This window comes from Candidatus Bathyarchaeota archaeon (assembly GCA_030739585.1).
Lineage (GTDB): Archaea > Thermoproteota > Bathyarchaeia > TCS64 > TCS64.
Map to the genome: position 1 here is coordinate 132,820 of JASLYX010000003.1, position 15,459 is coordinate 148,278.

The 15,459-nt window shown below is 48.0% G+C and carries 13 protein-coding genes and 1 tRNA gene; 6 read left to right on the forward strand and 8 right to left on the reverse strand.

Going from position 1 to position 15,459, the window contains the following annotated elements; genetic code table 11:
- Positions 1-6 precede the first annotated feature (6 nt).
- Positions 7-1,773 carry an ABC transporter substrate-binding protein gene (locus QGG23_04240; GenBank protein ID MDP6048637.1) on the reverse strand — a complete coding sequence of 589 codons (1,767 nt, stop codon included), beginning with the start codon at positions 1,771-1,773 and terminating at the stop codon, positions 7-9.
- A gap of 1,241 nt (positions 1,774-3,014) precedes the next feature.
- On the opposite strand from QGG23_04240, the gene QGG23_04245 reads away from it, so the two are divergent.
- The gene (locus tag QGG23_04245) at positions 3,015-4,244 is read left to right on the forward strand and encodes a citrate/2-methylcitrate synthase (GenBank protein ID MDP6048638.1); all 1,230 of its coding nucleotides are present in this window, start codon (positions 3,015-3,017) and stop codon (positions 4,242-4,244) included.
- Between the two features lie 246 nt (positions 4,245-4,490).
- On the opposite strand, the gene QGG23_04250 is transcribed toward QGG23_04245, so the two are convergent.
- From QGG23_04250 to QGG23_04260, 3 genes are all read right to left on the reverse strand, one after another.
- Positions 4,491-4,919 (reverse strand): hypothetical protein, encoded by a 429-nt coding sequence (locus QGG23_04250; GenBank protein MDP6048639.1) that lies wholly within the window; start codon positions 4,917-4,919, stop codon positions 4,491-4,493.
- A 1,326-nt stretch (positions 4,920-6,245) separates the two neighbouring features.
- A tRNA-Pro gene (locus QGG23_04255) sits at positions 6,246-6,324 on the reverse strand.
- A gap of 51 nt (positions 6,325-6,375) precedes the next feature.
- On the reverse strand, positions 6,376-7,422 hold the full coding sequence (locus tag QGG23_04260; protein ID MDP6048640.1) for a PhoU domain-containing protein: 1,047 nt from the start codon (positions 7,420-7,422) through the stop codon (positions 6,376-6,378).
- 124 nt (positions 7,423-7,546) lie between these two features.
- Between QGG23_04260 and QGG23_04265 the strand changes: the two genes are divergently transcribed.
- Both QGG23_04265 and QGG23_04270 read left to right on the forward strand, forming a co-directional pair.
- Positions 7,547-8,041 (forward strand): thioredoxin family protein, encoded by a 495-nt coding sequence (locus QGG23_04265; GenBank protein ID MDP6048641.1) that lies wholly within the window; start codon positions 7,547-7,549, stop codon positions 8,039-8,041.
- A gap of 347 nt (positions 8,042-8,388) precedes the next feature.
- A complete protein-coding gene (locus tag QGG23_04270) occupies positions 8,389-9,513 on the forward strand; it encodes a tryptophan--tRNA ligase (GenBank protein ID MDP6048642.1) in 1,125 nt (374 codons plus the stop codon).
- A 173-nt stretch (positions 9,514-9,686) separates the two neighbouring features.
- Here QGG23_04270 and bcp read toward each other — a convergent pair whose 3' ends face one another.
- Both bcp and pyrE read right to left on the reverse strand, forming a co-directional pair.
- Positions 9,687-10,157, reverse strand: coding sequence for a thioredoxin-dependent thiol peroxidase (gene bcp, locus QGG23_04275; protein ID MDP6048643.1), 471 nt, complete (start codon positions 10,155-10,157; stop codon positions 9,687-9,689).
- A gap of 309 nt (positions 10,158-10,466) precedes the next feature.
- Entirely contained in the window at positions 10,467-11,693 is a 1,227-nt protein-coding gene (gene pyrE, locus QGG23_04280) for an orotate phosphoribosyltransferase (GenBank protein ID MDP6048644.1), read from the reverse strand.
- Between the two features lie 149 nt (positions 11,694-11,842).
- Here pyrE and QGG23_04285 point away from each other — a divergent pair, with 149 nt between their 5' ends.
- From QGG23_04285 to QGG23_04295, 3 genes are all read left to right on the forward strand, one after another.
- Positions 11,843-12,052 (forward strand): hypothetical protein, encoded by a 210-nt coding sequence (locus QGG23_04285; protein MDP6048645.1) that lies wholly within the window; start codon positions 11,843-11,845, stop codon positions 12,050-12,052.
- Positions 12,053-12,158: 106 nt separating this feature from the next.
- On the forward strand, positions 12,159-13,100 hold the full coding sequence (locus tag QGG23_04290; protein ID MDP6048646.1) for a prohibitin family protein: 942 nt from the start codon (positions 12,159-12,161) through the stop codon (positions 13,098-13,100).
- A 93-nt stretch (positions 13,101-13,193) separates the two neighbouring features.
- Complete coding sequence (locus QGG23_04295) at positions 13,194-13,520, forward strand: hypothetical protein (protein ID MDP6048647.1); 327 nt, start codon at positions 13,194-13,196, stop codon at positions 13,518-13,520.
- Between the two features lie 545 nt (positions 13,521-14,065).
- On the opposite strand, the gene QGG23_04300 is transcribed toward QGG23_04295, so the two are convergent.
- Both QGG23_04300 and QGG23_04305 read right to left on the reverse strand, forming a co-directional pair.
- Positions 14,066-15,319 (reverse strand): MFS transporter, encoded by a 1,254-nt coding sequence (locus tag QGG23_04300; GenBank protein MDP6048648.1) that lies wholly within the window; start codon positions 15,317-15,319, stop codon positions 14,066-14,068.
- A 4-nt stretch (positions 15,320-15,323) separates the two neighbouring features.
- The gene (locus tag QGG23_04305; GenBank protein ID MDP6048649.1) at positions 15,324-15,455 is read right to left on the reverse strand and encodes a hypothetical protein; all 132 of its coding nucleotides are present in this window, start codon (positions 15,453-15,455) and stop codon (positions 15,324-15,326) included.
- Positions 15,456-15,459: the final 4 nt, after the last annotated feature.

Here is a 15,459-nt window from a genome sequence, read left to right on the forward strand (position 1 = left end):
GCCGAGCTAGTCTTCGAAGTAAGAATCGGCGAACCACACGTAAACGTTTGGTTCAGTATAGATGTTCTCAAGCTCTGGAACAGTTGTATAGATATAAGGTGCAGCATACAACATGACTCCGTAAGCATTTTCCATCCATATTACCTGTGCTTCTTCACTAGCCGTGACTCTTTCTGCGTATGGTGCTGTGGAAATGGCTAAGTCCAGTAGAGCATCAAGCTCTGGATTTTCGTTATACCATCGGTTATTGCTTTGTTCACTGTAGTACAGTGAGAACAGATCGTCTCCTGCCCAAAGCGTGTCAGCATGCCAACCTCTGAAGTTTAGATGGAACTGGAACTCTGGAGTCTTTCCTTCTAAGTAGTCGGCACGTGCTCCTCTAGTAAGGGCGTTCATGGCCGCTCTTTCCGCCAGTATAAGGTTTGCAGTGATTCCAACATCCGCTAGATAAGTTTTTATTGCGGTTGCAGCCTCAAGGTGCTTTTCTCTTCCTGATGTAACATAGAAGTCAACCTCTAACCCATCAGCATAGCCGGCATCTGCAAGCAGCGCCTTTGCTTTCGCAGGATCGTAGTCATACACCTTATGACTCTTGTATCCAGACGTACCCACAGGTGCAGGAGAGTCAATAACTGAAGCGTATTTACCCCAGATAACAGGCACCAGTTCCTCACGATTTATGGCGTGGGTAATGGCCTTCCTTACTCGGATATCATCAGTAGGAGGATAAGCACTGTTCATTTGTATTTGCTGCATGATTGGAGTCGGCTTTATCCATAGCTTGTAACCAGCATCCTCAAGTGATTCAACTGCCTCGATTGGTGTTGGGAAGATGAAGTCGAATGAACCGGCTTCGAAAGCCATCACACGGGCAGTATCATCTACGGCCGCGTAAATTTCGATCTCATCAATTCGGGGTTTGTTTCCTCTCCAGTGCGGGTTGAGATCCATTTTTGCATAAACCATTGGCTCTATATCATACCATTTCCAAGGACCGGTTCCAGGGGGAATTCCAACCATTGGATAATTGTTTATGTTATCGGTCTCAACAACCCAGTCATAGGAGACGATATTTGTCCACCCTTGACAAAGCCACGCAAAGAGGTTGTTCATGGGGACTTTAGTCACCATGCGTATTGTCCAGTCATCGATGATCTCGTAGGACTCAATTCTTGCGTCTAATGACCAGATCATGTTGCCTGGTCTTGGGTCGTCCCTTGAAAGGCTCCAGTAGACGTCCTGGATGTCTAGTTCCGTTCCGTCACTGAACTTGAGTCCTTCCCGGATTTTAAAGTCCCAGGTCAATTCATCTACCTGTTCATATGATTCAGCTATAATAGGCTTGAAGATAATCTCTCCACTAGGTCCCCACCACATCCTGAATAGAGGTTCATGGACCAACTGGTCTATACCATTCAGGAAGTCATTTCCATAGTGAGGGGGGTCAAAGTCTCGAGGAGCGGAATTGTACCCGATTCTCAATACCACTTTGTCCTCATCTGCGGTAGCAGGGCTAGGTGCAGGAGCTGGCGCAGGAGTTATGGAAGGTGTGGGAACTGGACGGTCACTGAGCTCTTCTATAGCAGCGCTTAAAGCGTCAATAGAGGAGGCTAAGGTTCCTACATCGCCACTTATTGAAGTACTCAGCGTCTCCAAGTCAGCGACTTGTTGCTTTATGCCTCCAATGGCATTATAGGAAACTAGAGATAGAAGTACGGCGACAACGATCAATGCAATTGATACTGTTTGAAGTGTTTTATCTTGATTCGACATTTTGATCAAGGTTGAGTACCTGCTTTCTTATTTAATACTTTCGAGAAATGGAAAAATTGAGTGATTTAATTAAATAAGGAGTTATTGTATGATATTTAAGGAAATATTTGTTAAAATTATTCAAAGGAAAAATAGTTGTAGATGTTTAAAGATAATTTATGTGAGATGGATAGTATAAATGTTTATTTTGAGAGTTTAAAATAATTATTAAATGCTAGTTTGAAATTAACTGGGTTATGAGAGATTTTTTTTATCAAAGAGTAAATAACTATACCTGAAGCAGGAATAAGTATGGGATAAATGAAGAATATATTATGATTTAAGTTCCAGAGAGAATGTGAGATAATTGTAGGTCCAATACCTACACTTAGATAAATTAGCCCATAAATAATACCTAGTTGTATAAGAGTTAATGTTTGTACTGGATTATAAACAGTATGAGAAAATGCAAATAAAATACTATTAATTAGTAATACTATCCAAAGAGATATGGGGGAATTAAAAGATAGGTATTTTTTACATATTCCCAACATACATAAACGAAAAAATCCTTCTTCTAATGTCGCTTGATAAATTATAGGAGATATGTTTCCACCAATAATTTTAGGAATAAAAAAAACTATAATAATTATAAAATATAAAGCACTAAACATACAAAAAATTATATTATCTATATTTACTATAGGTAAGTCATCAACATACAATATATAATAAATAAGTGGGATAATATAAATCACCAATAGGGGAAAGTGTATATTAAAATCAACGTTAAATCTCATTACCCAGAAAATCAAGTAAAAAACTAATGAAAGAATTTGTCTAAAATAAAGATTATCTTTCATGGTTTTACATAAAATCGATGACCTTTAAACCTTCTTACTTGCATTAGTCAATATAATTTGATCAAGTTTTTTTGGTGAAAAATTAACCTTACAAAAAAAAGATGAAATGAAACGACCAGAACAAATATGGGGATATCTCAAAAAGGACTTAATTAAATCTTAAAAATGAGGTCATGTACCATCATGGGAGCAAAAACAAAATCTCGATTTATTTTACTCACAAAAGAACCCATTAACCACATAAGATAAATAGTGAGAAATGCCTCACGCGTATCGATCCCCGGATCATCCCCTAGGAGTTAGAACGGAACAATGTACTTCTATGGTGAAGATTGCATATACAATTATAATCGCTAATTCTTCCGGTTTTTATCGCACGGTTTAATTAAGCTAAATGAAATGGAGTCTCAGTTCGAAACTAAGGATCGAGGGCTACGAGGGGTTCCAGTGGCGAATACCAGCATCTGTCTCATCAAAGGGGAACTGGGAAAACTTTTCTATAGGGGCTACGACATCCAAGACCTCGCCACAAGGTCAACCTTCGAAGAGGTCTCCTACCTTCTCTTGTTTGATAAGATGCCTTCTAACAAAGAGCTCGAGGAGTTCACTGCGATCCTTGCTAGTAAAAGGAAGCTCCCCAATACTGTCCTAGACCATATGAAGCGCTTACCTCAGCAGACATCATCCATGGATGTCTTAATATGTATAATAGCAATGCTCGCAGGTTATGACCCCGGACTTAGGGACGATTCAAAGGAGATAAACTCCCAAAGGGCAGCAGGTCTCGTCGCTAAAACAGCCACTATTGTTGCCACATGGGGAAGGATAAGGGAGGGCCTACCCATAATCGAGCCCAGAGTGGACCTTTCTCACGCAGCCAATTTCCTTTACATGTTAAGCGGGGAGGAGCCCGACCCAGCGACAGCAAGGGATTTTGATATTTGCCTCATACTCCACGCAGAACACAGCTTCAATGCCTCCACCTTCGCAGCAAGGGTTGTAGCCTCTTCTAGGGCTCACATCTATGCTGCAGTATCAGCCGCCCTTGGCTCACTTTCAGGAGAGCTCCACGGGGGCGCGAACACCAGAGTCATGGAGTCTTTACTTGAGATCATGGAGCCAAAGGAGGCTGAATCGTGGGTAAAGAAAAAGCTTGACCGTGGGGAACGAATTATGGGGATGGGGCATGCGGTTTATACGACCATGGATCCACGGGCAGAGATCCTGCGCCTAATGTCTGAGAGACTAGCCCAAAGAACCGAGGAGTCAAGGTGGTTCACGCTTACACAGGGGATCGAGAAGGCCTCAAGGAGAGAGTTCATTCAGAGAAAGGGCCGAGATCTAATCCCCAATGTTGATCTTTATAGCGCCTCTATTTACTACGTAATGGGGATCCCCCCCGATCTTTACACCTCGATCTTCGCGGTCTCGAGGATAATGGGGTGGTGTGCCCACGTCCTTGAGGAAAAGTTCCCCAATCCCCCGGTGAAGCCCATGCTCTACCGGCCCTCCTCGGATTATACCGGGAAGTTTTGTGGCCTCGTCGGGTGCAAGTACGTTCCTTTAGAGGAACGCCAAGAAGGCCTCAATGTGTATAGTTCGATTTTAAATGATGGAGCAAGAAGTTAGCACCGAGAGATAAACGGGGCATATCCCAAAGGCTGGTTGTATTTGATCAGAGTCTAAAGCTCCAAGTTTCTCTCTCACGTTCCGCACTTGATGAAGTAACTTTTTCGATCCACGTTAAAAATATCATTTGGTTTTATCTTCTGCGAAAATTAATGGCACTAGGGCTCCAAGTCTGGCAGGAGAATAGGATCAGAATGAGCACACACGTGACTCAGGCATCTTTAACAAAGAAGCTAGCATCATGGCTCATAACGGTAACTCAGATGAACCGTATCCGCTGGCTCTAGTGTTCATCAGAAAAGATGAGCGAAGCTGAACGCCCCAGCAGCCGTTCAGTTTGGTAAAGACCCAGAGGGTGTCAAACGCATTATATTCTGTATCATCCACGTGCCGCCTAGATTGACGTATTGCTAGATGGACCTTGTCATCCCCTTTTTGTACCGGATCGATCGAAATGGTGGCCGTGCGATACCATCCCTCCTCTTCAAGTCGCCGGGTGACCTCCTCCTGGGCCGCAGTGAAGTCATCAGAGGTATTCCACCATTGAAACCTGTTTCCCGCCAGTCGGAGATGTGGAAAATGCATCTCAGCCAGTTGGGCATCGGTGTCACGGGCGTTGAAGGCTGCGCTCCAACGGCGAAATGAGGCAACCGCTTCCTTGATTGAATCCGCCATGGGTGGATCCCTCAATAATGGGGCACCTCTTTTTTAATTATGACGGGTGCAACTATCACTACAGAGAGATTGACTGGAGGGTCGAAAGCAGAGCTCTGAGGTAGCCAAAAGAGAAGGCCCAGGCGACGGTTCTATGATGGGTTTTCCCATCGAGAACTGCATCGTGATCGGTGTTCGGGAAGCCGTTTTAGCCCAGGCGATCCCAAGCCTTCACGACAGCCTGCATGTCCGTGTCACCTTCTTCCAGTATCACCTAGTCGTAACCTCTGTCCCTTGGGCAGACCCCCGCAGGTTTCTGAAGTAGCGTGGAAGATCCAAGAATCAAACATCTCGATCTGTTTGAAGATTTCCACTCCTGACTCTCATACCTAATCCAAATGCAAAAGGGGATCATTAAATAGGCACTTGGACGACCTCAGGGAGTTCCATGATCTGCCCGGGGGTAATGAATGCTGGGAAGAGACCCTCGGAGTCGGGAACTAGCGGATCGTCGGTGTGGGTCTTAAGGCGAACCCAAGAGTCTTCGAGGATGGGAACTAACTTCTCGTAGATGTAGACTAGACGCTCTGGATAGACCTTGGGTGTAAGACTGGTTGAAGTGGTGGGTATATCTAGATTTCAGGTCCCTCTTTGCGAGCACCTCTCGCATTCGGCTGAGCCGGAAGGCATCCATCTTGTAGTCCCCAGAGCTGCGTTTTCTCGATCCGCCCGAGGGAGAGCCTTAAGATATTTTTAATCGAAGTTCTGGTAGCTGGGAACAAGGTTGGGATTGTGGACATCGACGCACTTGACGCTAATTTGCCTTGTGGATTTCAGCTCCTCATTGAAAAGGCGTACTGAGATTTTCATAGAGGATAGCTCCGCAACCTGAGTCTATGAGTCAATCCTCGACTGATCTCCTTTTTTCTTGGGAGAAGATGATAATTTTTTTGATTTAGGGTTCTGTAAGAAGGACGGAGCGGGGATTACGGATAATAATATTTTCTGCTAAAGGTGAAGTTCGATGACCGCCCAGAGGAAGAACGAAGGCGTGGATCTCTCTAGGAGAAGACGCAGGATCAGGCAATCCAATCAGCCTCTAAAATCTTCGCAGTGATGAGGAATGCGAGGAGGACACTCGAGGTGGTGACCCAGGACTGAGCAAGAGAGAGGGTCAAAAGTAGTCGCCAAGGACATAGGGAATGAGCTGCAGGATGTAGCGAATAGGATAAAGGGTCAAGGTAAGAAAGAGGGTTTCCAATGCCTCTCTAATAGCCCGAAAAAGGCCTAAAAGCAAAGTTCTGCTTTGAGTACGGAAAAGCGCCAGAATAAAGAAGACTCACCGACTGGTGGGGACGCCCGGATTTGAACCGGGGACCTCGCGGACCCGAGCCGCGAATCTTAGACCAAGCTAGACCACGACCCCATGGACAGATCGATCTCGACTATCGCTACCCTAAAAAAGATTCCCACTAGCTCACCAGATCACATCACGGATGGTCAGGTTCAGCACCACCTCAGCAATGTCAGCCCCGTACTCGGCGGTCCTCATCACGCTCTCTACAATCAATCTTAACGAAGGTACATCACCCGGTGATGCATTCTTGATGATCTTTTGAACCACCGCCGCCTCCTCTCCCCGGATCCTCTCCGCTCTCCCAATGACCGCCTCCGCAGAGGCGTAGCTCCAGTCGAAGAGTGATTCTATGGAGCCCTCAAAAACCCTCACAGCCTCATCACTTAGAGGCCCAAGACCCCCTATAAGATCGTCTTCCAACCCAGATAATTTCAGAGTCAGGCTGTTCTGGGCTATATTCACTGCATGATCCGCCATCCTCTCTACCGACTTGGTGATCAATCTGTACCCAAGCCCCTCTCGGGCCGACTTAAGCCCGATTTCCTGGATCGAGTAAGGATCCACTGCTGTCTCCTTCAGGAGCCTGATGATATATAGTCCAAACCTGTCCACCTCGTCGTCCATACCCATGATCTCCCTCGCAAGGCGGGTATCATCGGCCCCTAAGGCGCTCACCGCCTCCCGGTGCATAGACGCCGCTATGACACTCATTCTCCTCAGGGCATCAGTCACTGAAAGCTCAGACCGGCCCAGCAGCACTTGCAACGTCAACTCCCTGGGGAGATCTGAGACGATCTCTGTTCCGATGAGCTTTTTCCTCGTAAAATCCTTGACAGCTAGCTTATGGGCCAGATCGATCCGCTTAAGGGGGTTCCTAATATGGATAAAGTTGTATCCAATGAGATACGCTGAGACCACTCGCCTCACCACGTTCTCTGGAGTGATCTCATCGGAGACTACGATTACCGCCTTCCGGAGCTCCTCCTCAATCCCCGCCCCCTTGGGCATTAGGTTCAGGGTCATATCTTCCATCTGAGTAATACTCAAGTTGCTCCCCTTCCCCAGCCCCATCATCTTTACCCATCCCTTCGGCAGGGAAACAATATAGGTAGAACCCCCGGTAAGCTGCAGCTTACGGACCCACTCCTGTGCGCCCCTCCTGCTCATGATACAATCAACCCCGAGATGAATATAGGTCTAAATAAAAAAAGACAGCGCCTATATAGATGCCCTACACCAAGGAAGGAATTTAAGCACCAGGAAAACAGTTAATTCTCATAAGGTGAAGATCATGCACGACCTCGATAAATTGAGAGCCCACTCGAAACCAGTGGAAGAGTATCTAGAGGCCCCCAGCAACGCCACTGAGGCCTTCACCCAGCGCCTTCAAAAATACAAGCTGAACCCTCTGGTCACGGAGAAGCTTAAGACCTACGCAAAGATGGCTCATATATTTGTCTTCTCGGCGGAATGGTGTATTGACTGCAGAAGGAACGTTCCTGTCCTCAAGCTTATCCAGGACGCCACAGGAATCCCGGTCAGGGTCTTGGGACATATTATGAGAGATGCCAAGAACCCCCGCCCGAGCACGGCTGACGAGAAATGGAAGTTCCCCCCATCACCCCCCGAACTCAAGGAGTTTAACGTGTTTAACATCCCATACATCGCCGTCCTCAACTCCCGCGGAGACGAGGTGGGGGCAGTCATCGAAAACCCACCCAAAGGCAAGACACTTGAGGAGACTCTCCTGGATATTCTTGAGATCTTACACGCGAATGCCTACTGAACATATATTGAATTATACTCTTACTTGATTAGATTTATGCGTGGAAACAGAAAATTAGATGAAGTAATTCAGGAAATCAGTAACAAACAGGAAAAAATGTTAAACATTTTCTCAATCTTGGAAAAAATAGATAGTTCGCGCGTGGATAGGGTGACTCTTAAAAGGCATATCAAGAAGGCATGAGAGGGTATAATTTAGACTAGGTGAAGACCCTCCTTTGAAGGGGAACGAGAGGGAAAGCATTTAAAACCAGAAATACGGGCCTTTAGTAACTTTATGGCAAGAATTCTATACCTCTTCACCCATCAGACTAGCAGTTGGGACGCACTGGAAAAGGGTGAGAGTGAATGTCTGATAAAGAAGAGGAGATGGTGGTTACCCCCTGGAAAGTCGAGGGACGGGTCGACTATGAAAGGCTCATTGAGAAGTTCGGGACGAAACACGTGACCCAAAGGCTCCGGGCACGATTCAAGGAACATGCAGGTTATCTGCACACCCAGCTGAGACGGGAAATCTTCTTCTCCCATAGAGACCTAGACTGGTGGCTCGACGTCTACCAGCGGGGGGACCCAGTGGGGCTCTACACGGGTAGGGGACCCTCGGGACCCGTCCACTTAGGGCACCTGCTCCCTTGGTTCTTCACTCAGCATATGCAAGAGGTCTTCGGCGCCCATCTCTATTTCCAGATGACTGACGACGAAAAGTTCCTTCTCAACGACAACCTTGAGCTAGACACCACCATCGGATATACCTACAGCAACGCTCTGGACTTAATTGCGACAGGCCTAGATCCGAAGAAGACCCATATTTTTTCCGACACAAATGACATTAGCCATATCTATAGGCTCAGTCTCGAGGTAGCGAAGAGGATTACCTTCAGCACTATCCGGGGGCTATTCGGTCTCCAGGACAGCGACAACATCGGCATGATCTTCTTCCCCGCGATACAGGCGGTTCCATGCTTCATGCAGTCAGCCCGGGAGGATCGGAAGGTAGCGGTGATCATCCCCGCCGCGATAGACCAGGATCCCTACTGGAGAATGACAAGAGACATCGCCGAGAAAATAGGATACTACAAGCCGGCACAGATACACTCTAAGTTCCTACCAGGACTCGGGCCTGGGGGTAAAATGTCTGCCTCAATGCCAGAAACCGCTATTTTTACCATCGACCCTCCAGAGATCGCCACGAAAAAAATTATGGGGGCCTTTACGGGAGGGCAGCCCACGGTTAGGGAGCAGAAGGAGAAGGGGGGCAATCCCGGGATCTGTAGCATCTACTCCTACTATTTCCATCTCTTCGAAGAGGACGACTCCAAACTTATCACCCTAGAGAATAAATGTCGGTCTGGAGCTTTGACCTGTGGAGACTGCAAGGCGAGACTCGCCGAGGTAATCGGGCGCTTCCTCTTGGACTTCCAAGCGAAGCGAGAGAAAGCGAAGGACAACCTCCAGGACTTTTTCATTAAATAATCGGAATACAATCCACTCTATCGCGCGCAAATCATCTCCACGGTTAGTCGTTGAAATATAATGGAGCGAGAGCTGTGCTCCTCGCAAGGTCATTGATGAGGTTCTCGGCTACAGCCATAAGGTTCAGGGACCTGTAAGCTTCCGGGCTTCAATAGAATCCATGGCCACTAAAGTTATACCCCCTGCTGCTCCAAGAGCTTCTTGATGACCACCTCTACATGGTCGATCACCCTCACCCTCTTCCAGACGTGGGCGATACGCCCTTCGGGATCGATGATAAATGTGCTCCTGACAACGCCGTAGTATTCCCGGCCGTAACTTTTCTTGAGCTGCCAAACCCCATAAGCCTCTAGGACCCCATGCCCAGGATCGCTGAGCAGGGTAAGGGTAAGACCTTGCTTATTGCGAAATCCCTGGTGGCTCTTCACTGAGTCGGGGCTCACCCCGAGCACAGTGGTCCCCATTTCCTCTATCCGATCTTTGTTCAGGGTAAAGTCGAGGGCCTCGCGGGTGCAGCCCTTGGTGTTGTCCTTGGGATAAAAGTAGAGGATGATCCATCTCCCTCTGAGGCTCTTGAGGCAGACTTCCTCCCCGTCCTGGTTAGGGAGGCAGAACCCCGGAGCCGCGGTGCCGATCTCAATGATCTTCAATGGAAAATCAATCCAAGAGGGAAGAGGTAAGGACAAAATATAAACAGGAATAAACCTGGAGGCTCAGTGGTCATCTTAGGCCTCCACGTTACTCTCCCTCAGGGGGATATAGGAAGCCCTCTTGGCCTATAGCGGTAGATATCGTTTGTAGGGCCTTTTATTACCCTTGGATCTTGGAATAAGGCTAATAAGATACAATTAGAAGAGCCCGAGGTATTCACGCAATCTCTCCGGAATAGTGGTGGTCCAGAAATCCTCAACTGCTGCTCTGTAAAGCTAATACTAATTTTAGGATACAAAAGCCTATTCCAGCTTCTCTACGCCGTACTTGTCGTAGTAGTCCAGCCATAGCTCCCTTATGTCCTTGTCTAGACTGTCCTTGATGAGAGAGTAAATGGTCTTAATGTTCTGGATCGAGAACACATTGAGGCCCAGCACGTCCTCCAGGTACTGGACTGCACTCAACTCTTCAACGTTCTCGGTGTCCCCCATTCTCTCATGCCGGTCTACCGCGAGGATGATCCCTGCTACCTCATGGTCCCCTAGGAGCTTCAGTTTCTCGATACTCTCCACCTTTGTGGTCCCTGTGGTCATAGTGTCGTCCACCACTAGAATGCGTTGCCCCTGTTGGAAGTAGCTGGCGCCCACAATGACCTTGTCGGCGGAAATGTCCCCGTAGTCCTTCGCCTCTTTCCTGTCGTACATATACCTCTTGTCCATACCATAGAGCTCGTTCAGTCCCTCGCAGGTAAGGGCGGCAAGGCCGATGCCCTTGTAGCTGGGCCCGAAGACATAGTCGAAGTCTCCGAGTGACCCCTGCTCCATGAGGAGGACGATGTAGCTTGCGAAGGCCCACTTCACGGCTGCGAGACTCTCGCCGTCTGTGAGGGCCCCCAGGTTCACGAAATAGGGGGAGGGTCGCCCGCTCTTGAGGATAAAGGGCTCGTCGGGGCTTGGGAGGAGCCTCAAGGCTCCTTTTCTCACAAGGATATCAAGGAAAACCTGCTCAATCCTCTCTTTGGAGACAAGCCCCCCGCCCTCAAGGATAAAGTCTTGACCCTTGAGGTCCTCGAGGATGGAGCCGTAGTAGAGGATGGATCCACAATAGGAACAGTACAGCTTTATGGATTCCACATCACCGTTCCCCTCTACCTTGAACCTGGTGCGGGGTGGGGTGTACTGAGCATTGGTAAGGCATAACGGATTGGGGCACTTGAATATTCCCTCGATATGCTCTGGCCGATGGACTCGCCTCTTTTCCTTGACTGTCCAGTCCTCGATGATGTTTATCGACGCTTTGGGAGCAACGAACGCGATGAGATCCACCTCTCTGGAGGTTAGGTAGGATCCCTCGATCTTGATGAAATCCTTGGTCCCTTGGCTCCGGCTCTCCACGTTTTGTGCGATGAGGGCGCGAACACTCGGATCCACCTTGAGCAACTTTAAAACCAGAAAAGCTTTACCAGCTGGAATGTGGTCGATAACGATCCCATTCTCGATCTTGCTTACCAGGAGCTGTCTATCTGACACTCTCCAATCTCCCCATGACCTCTACTTTGGTTCTTGAAAAGGATTGTCACGATCAAAATGCTTAGGCGCTTGGATTTGCGAGGAACAGGCTATTTAGGGATTGAAGCATCATATAACCTGGACCGATTAAGATCCTTAGAGGAATCAAAGTGACAGGAAAGGACGTGCCCCCGGATCCCGAGGAAAAAGGGAGCATTGTAAAGAGCCTATTCGATATGGAGCAGGGGATCAAGAGGGCCTCCCCTAAGTTTAAGATTATACTTCGGGAGCTCTTGGATCAGATAATCGAAAAGAGACTAGAGTATTACATTCCCCTTGAGGATGAGGACATCGAAGACACTTTAAGGGAGGTCTCCTGAAGCGCAAATGGAAGATCTACTCTATTTTCATATTCGATCGATAAAGAAGGCATTCATTCTGGGAACTGTTTAAGTCCCGGCGATACTTAGGAACTGCAGAATCCAGATGAAAAGAATAGGCAACTCATATAACAGTCATAGGAGCTTCGGAGACTCTTCCGAGATCTCGGGTATCCTCGTGCGCAGATCCGGCTTAATCGCTACAATAGTTATCATTATCATCGCCGCAGGGGCGATCTACACACAAAGCTTTGTGAGGGTCCCAGCAGGTTATCGAGGGGTCCTGTTAACCTGGGGTAAACCGGAGGAAAAGATTCTGGGAGAAGGTCTCAACTACGTGCTCCCTTTCGTCCAGAATGTCGAGCTGATGAATGTCCAGGTCCAAAAGGCCGAGTCCACCGAGTCGGCTGCTACCAATGACCTCCAGCAAGTCACCACTACAGTCGCAGTCAACTTTAGGCTCAATCCGAAAGCGGTCAACCAGATCTACCGTGAGCTGAGACAGGACTACGTCTCTAGGGTGATCAAGCCTAACATTGAGGAGTCCATCAAGGCGGCTACGTCTCAGTTCAAGGCTGAGGAACTCATTACCAACAGGGCCACCGTAAAGTCGGCCTTCGACGACATCCTCGAGGCTCGTCTAAGGGTTTTCGATATAGAGGTCATCGCTGTATCTCTAACAGACTTTCAGTTTAGCCCTGCCTTTGCCGCGGCCATAGAGGCTAAGGTAACCGCAGAGCAGTCCGCTTTGGAGGCTAAGAACAAGCTAGAGCAAATCCGTCATGAGGCTCAACAGCAGGTCATCCAAGCAGAGGCTGAGAAGAACGCAACTGTCGCTCTGGCGCTGGGTAAGGCTGATGCGGTTGTCATTGACTCAGAGGCTACAACAAAAGCCATAGAGATGATCACCGGTCAGATGACTGCCGAATACGCTCAGTACCTCTGGCTCTCAAAATGGGACGGCAAGCTTCCCCTTTTTGTGGGGGAGGGGACAGGATTTATCATCGACGTAAACTCCCTCCTCAACAAGACGACCCCCGGCGGCTGAGAACCCCCCTAGTCCTTTATTTTTTAATTTTTCTCTTGCCTCAGCTCTCACCCAAATGAAGATTGAAATACCATTTCGGTGTAGTTTACTTCTATGTCTAAAGAAAGACTGGAAGAATTCCTCAAGGTTGGGAACGACTGGGAAAAGCTTAAGACCTCGATACCAGGGGTCTCCGTCCAAAAACTGCCTCCATATCGATCATCCCCAAGCCGATTGGCCATCGAGGTGAACCCTGTAGACGCATCGGGAAACCCTACCAAAAGGCGGGGGCTTTTGATCCGATTTCCAGATGAGTTTGACACATTTAAGATGATATTGAACGACGAAAAATTTCCCAAGCTTCTAAAAATGCTGGAAAGGGTCAATCCAGGATCCGGGAGAAGAACTACAACACTTGACGGTGACATTTTAGAGCTCTAAGCCCATGAACAGTTACACTCATTAACGGTTCAAGGATGATCCATAAGTTGGAACAGGCTTTACACACGAGATCTTGGGAAAAATGAGACTAAGCCCTCTGGATCCTCAACTCGCTCAAATTCCCAGCCCCTCCAACTTTTCGGAGATAGGGAATCTTTTAGATTCACGGTCGTCGCCCTCCTACGATGTGGTCTCAGGGTGCAATGAATGACTCAGATCCGGGCGGGGTATTGGATCCCGAGGCACATCACTTCGATATATAACATCACTGTGCCCAAAGTTCTATTTCGATGAGACCCATAGGGCTTAGCCTTTTATCCCAGGCCTGTTGAGGAACCTTCTGGGAAGATCTGAACTGTGACTACTTCATTAACGACCAAAAGAATGGAGATGGTTGGACCATCGCAGACGAAGGTTCCAGGTATTTCTCTGTAAACGGGATAATCTCGGCGTATATGATTGATAATAGCCCCCATCTCCTCTAAGAAGGCCAGTAAAGAAGTAATGGTTTACAAGTGATAACTAAGGGAGAAAGAAAATTTCGGTTATCCTGCAGATTCACAATATTCTTGTTTAAACTTCGCTTTCGCGTGGGGCTGGAAAGTCTCATGGATGAAAAAGAATAGCAGCCCCGTGGTGAATCTGAGGATAGCCGAGATCATGAGGCCAGAGTTTATGCCCTGTAATATTCCCCCGGTGATGAGAAAGTTGTATGTGATATAACCCCCCAAGAGATTTCCGATGAAAGAAGAGAGGCCGAATGCAGCTGTGTTGACAGCTAGATATGTAGCTCTCATTTCCACAGGGGCTAGGTCGATAATATATGTAGGGCCTGAACTCATCCAAGCTCCCATCCCGAGACCCAGCAGAATCTCCGCAGCAGCAATGTGGGTCCAATTCGTAGCAACGATATAGATAATTGGCCCTAAGGTCAGGATCATCCTGCTAAAGACCACGATGGGGCGACGTCCAATTTTATCCATTAGACTCCCGACATATCGTTGGGTGAACATCGAAGTAGCCGCGGAGAAGAACGAGTATGCGGCAATATGCCAGATCTTGAGGCTGAGCCTATCAACGATCACGAAGGGAAACAAGGGCCATGCAAACGCCAACCCTGTGCCATAAAGGAGGTTTGTCAGAAGATATCTCCTGAACCTTGTATCTCGGAGGACGGTCCAGAGGTCTAGGTCCATATTGTCTCGGTTCGATGGTTTCTCTCGGATGAACAGACTCATTAAGCCTGATGCTATGCTCATCCCGGATGATAAAGCCAATATCAACTTGAACGACTCATAGGTCGTTTGCCCAACCTGATTGAAGGACAGGATGAACGCGATGAACATTGCTGCTAGGCTCCCGATCTGGCTGAGGGCATTGATCTTCCCGATAACGGTCCCCCGGGTGAAATAGGTCGTATAGTCGCCCATCAGGCTACTCCACGCCGGTCTCACAATGCTCCCACATATTGCAGAACCAATAATGAGAGCCATTACCCAAGCCGGTGCCTGGACGAAGATGAGCATGCCTAAGATGGCTCCATTCAGAAACCTGCCGAGAGCAATGAAAACACGTTTCCCCTTGCGGTCCACAAGTTGGCCCCAGTAGAGCTGGAGCATATGACCGCTCACGCCCTCAGCCGCCCTTAGATAGCTCATCTGGGTCACTGAGATCCCTACACTCACGGCGAGGAAGCTCAGATATTTACGGATAAGGCTATCAGCGAACATCCCCGTCACCCCTGTACCGTAAAGAGCTCTGCTGGGGATCAGTGCGAGATCTTCGGACTCCTCACTCAATAAATCACGGCCGGGTATTCACAATGAAGTAGTTAAAGATAACTAAAACATTAAGGTCTAACTCCGCCTTGAGGAGCATGACGGCGGAGGCCATGAATGTGAGGTGATCGCGTTGCCCACTCGCGCGCGTCATCATACAT

What these genes read in the sequence shown, in the direction of transcription:
- QGG23_04270 (MDP6048642.1), top strand. Translation starts at nt 8,389, where the DNA reads ATGTCTGATAAAGAAGAGGAGATGGTGGTTACCCCCTGGAAAGTCGAG.
- QGG23_04305 (MDP6048649.1), bottom strand. Translation starts at nt 15,455, where the DNA reads ATGATGACGCGCGCGAGTGGGCAACGCGATCACCTCACATTCATGGCC.
- QGG23_04250 (MDP6048639.1), bottom strand. Translation starts at nt 4,919, where the DNA reads ATGGCGGATTCAATCAAGGAAGCGGTTGCCTCATTTCGCCGTTGGAGC.
- QGG23_04240 (MDP6048637.1), bottom strand. Translation starts at nt 1,773, where the DNA reads ATGTCGAATCAAGATAAAACACTTCAAACAGTATCAATTGCATTGATC.
- QGG23_04260 (MDP6048640.1), bottom strand. Translation starts at nt 7,422, where the DNA reads ATGAGCAGGAGGGGCGCACAGGAGTGGGTCCGTAAGCTGCAGCTTACC.
- QGG23_04265 (MDP6048641.1), top strand. Translation starts at nt 7,547, where the DNA reads ATGCACGACCTCGATAAATTGAGAGCCCACTCGAAACCAGTGGAAGAG.
- QGG23_04245 (MDP6048638.1), top strand. Translation starts at nt 3,015, where the DNA reads ATGGAGTCTCAGTTCGAAACTAAGGATCGAGGGCTACGAGGGGTTCCA.
- QGG23_04290 (MDP6048646.1), top strand. Translation starts at nt 12,159, where the DNA reads ATGAAAAGAATAGGCAACTCATATAACAGTCATAGGAGCTTCGGAGAC.
- QGG23_04295 (MDP6048647.1), top strand. Translation starts at nt 13,194, where the DNA reads ATGTCTAAAGAAAGACTGGAAGAATTCCTCAAGGTTGGGAACGACTGG.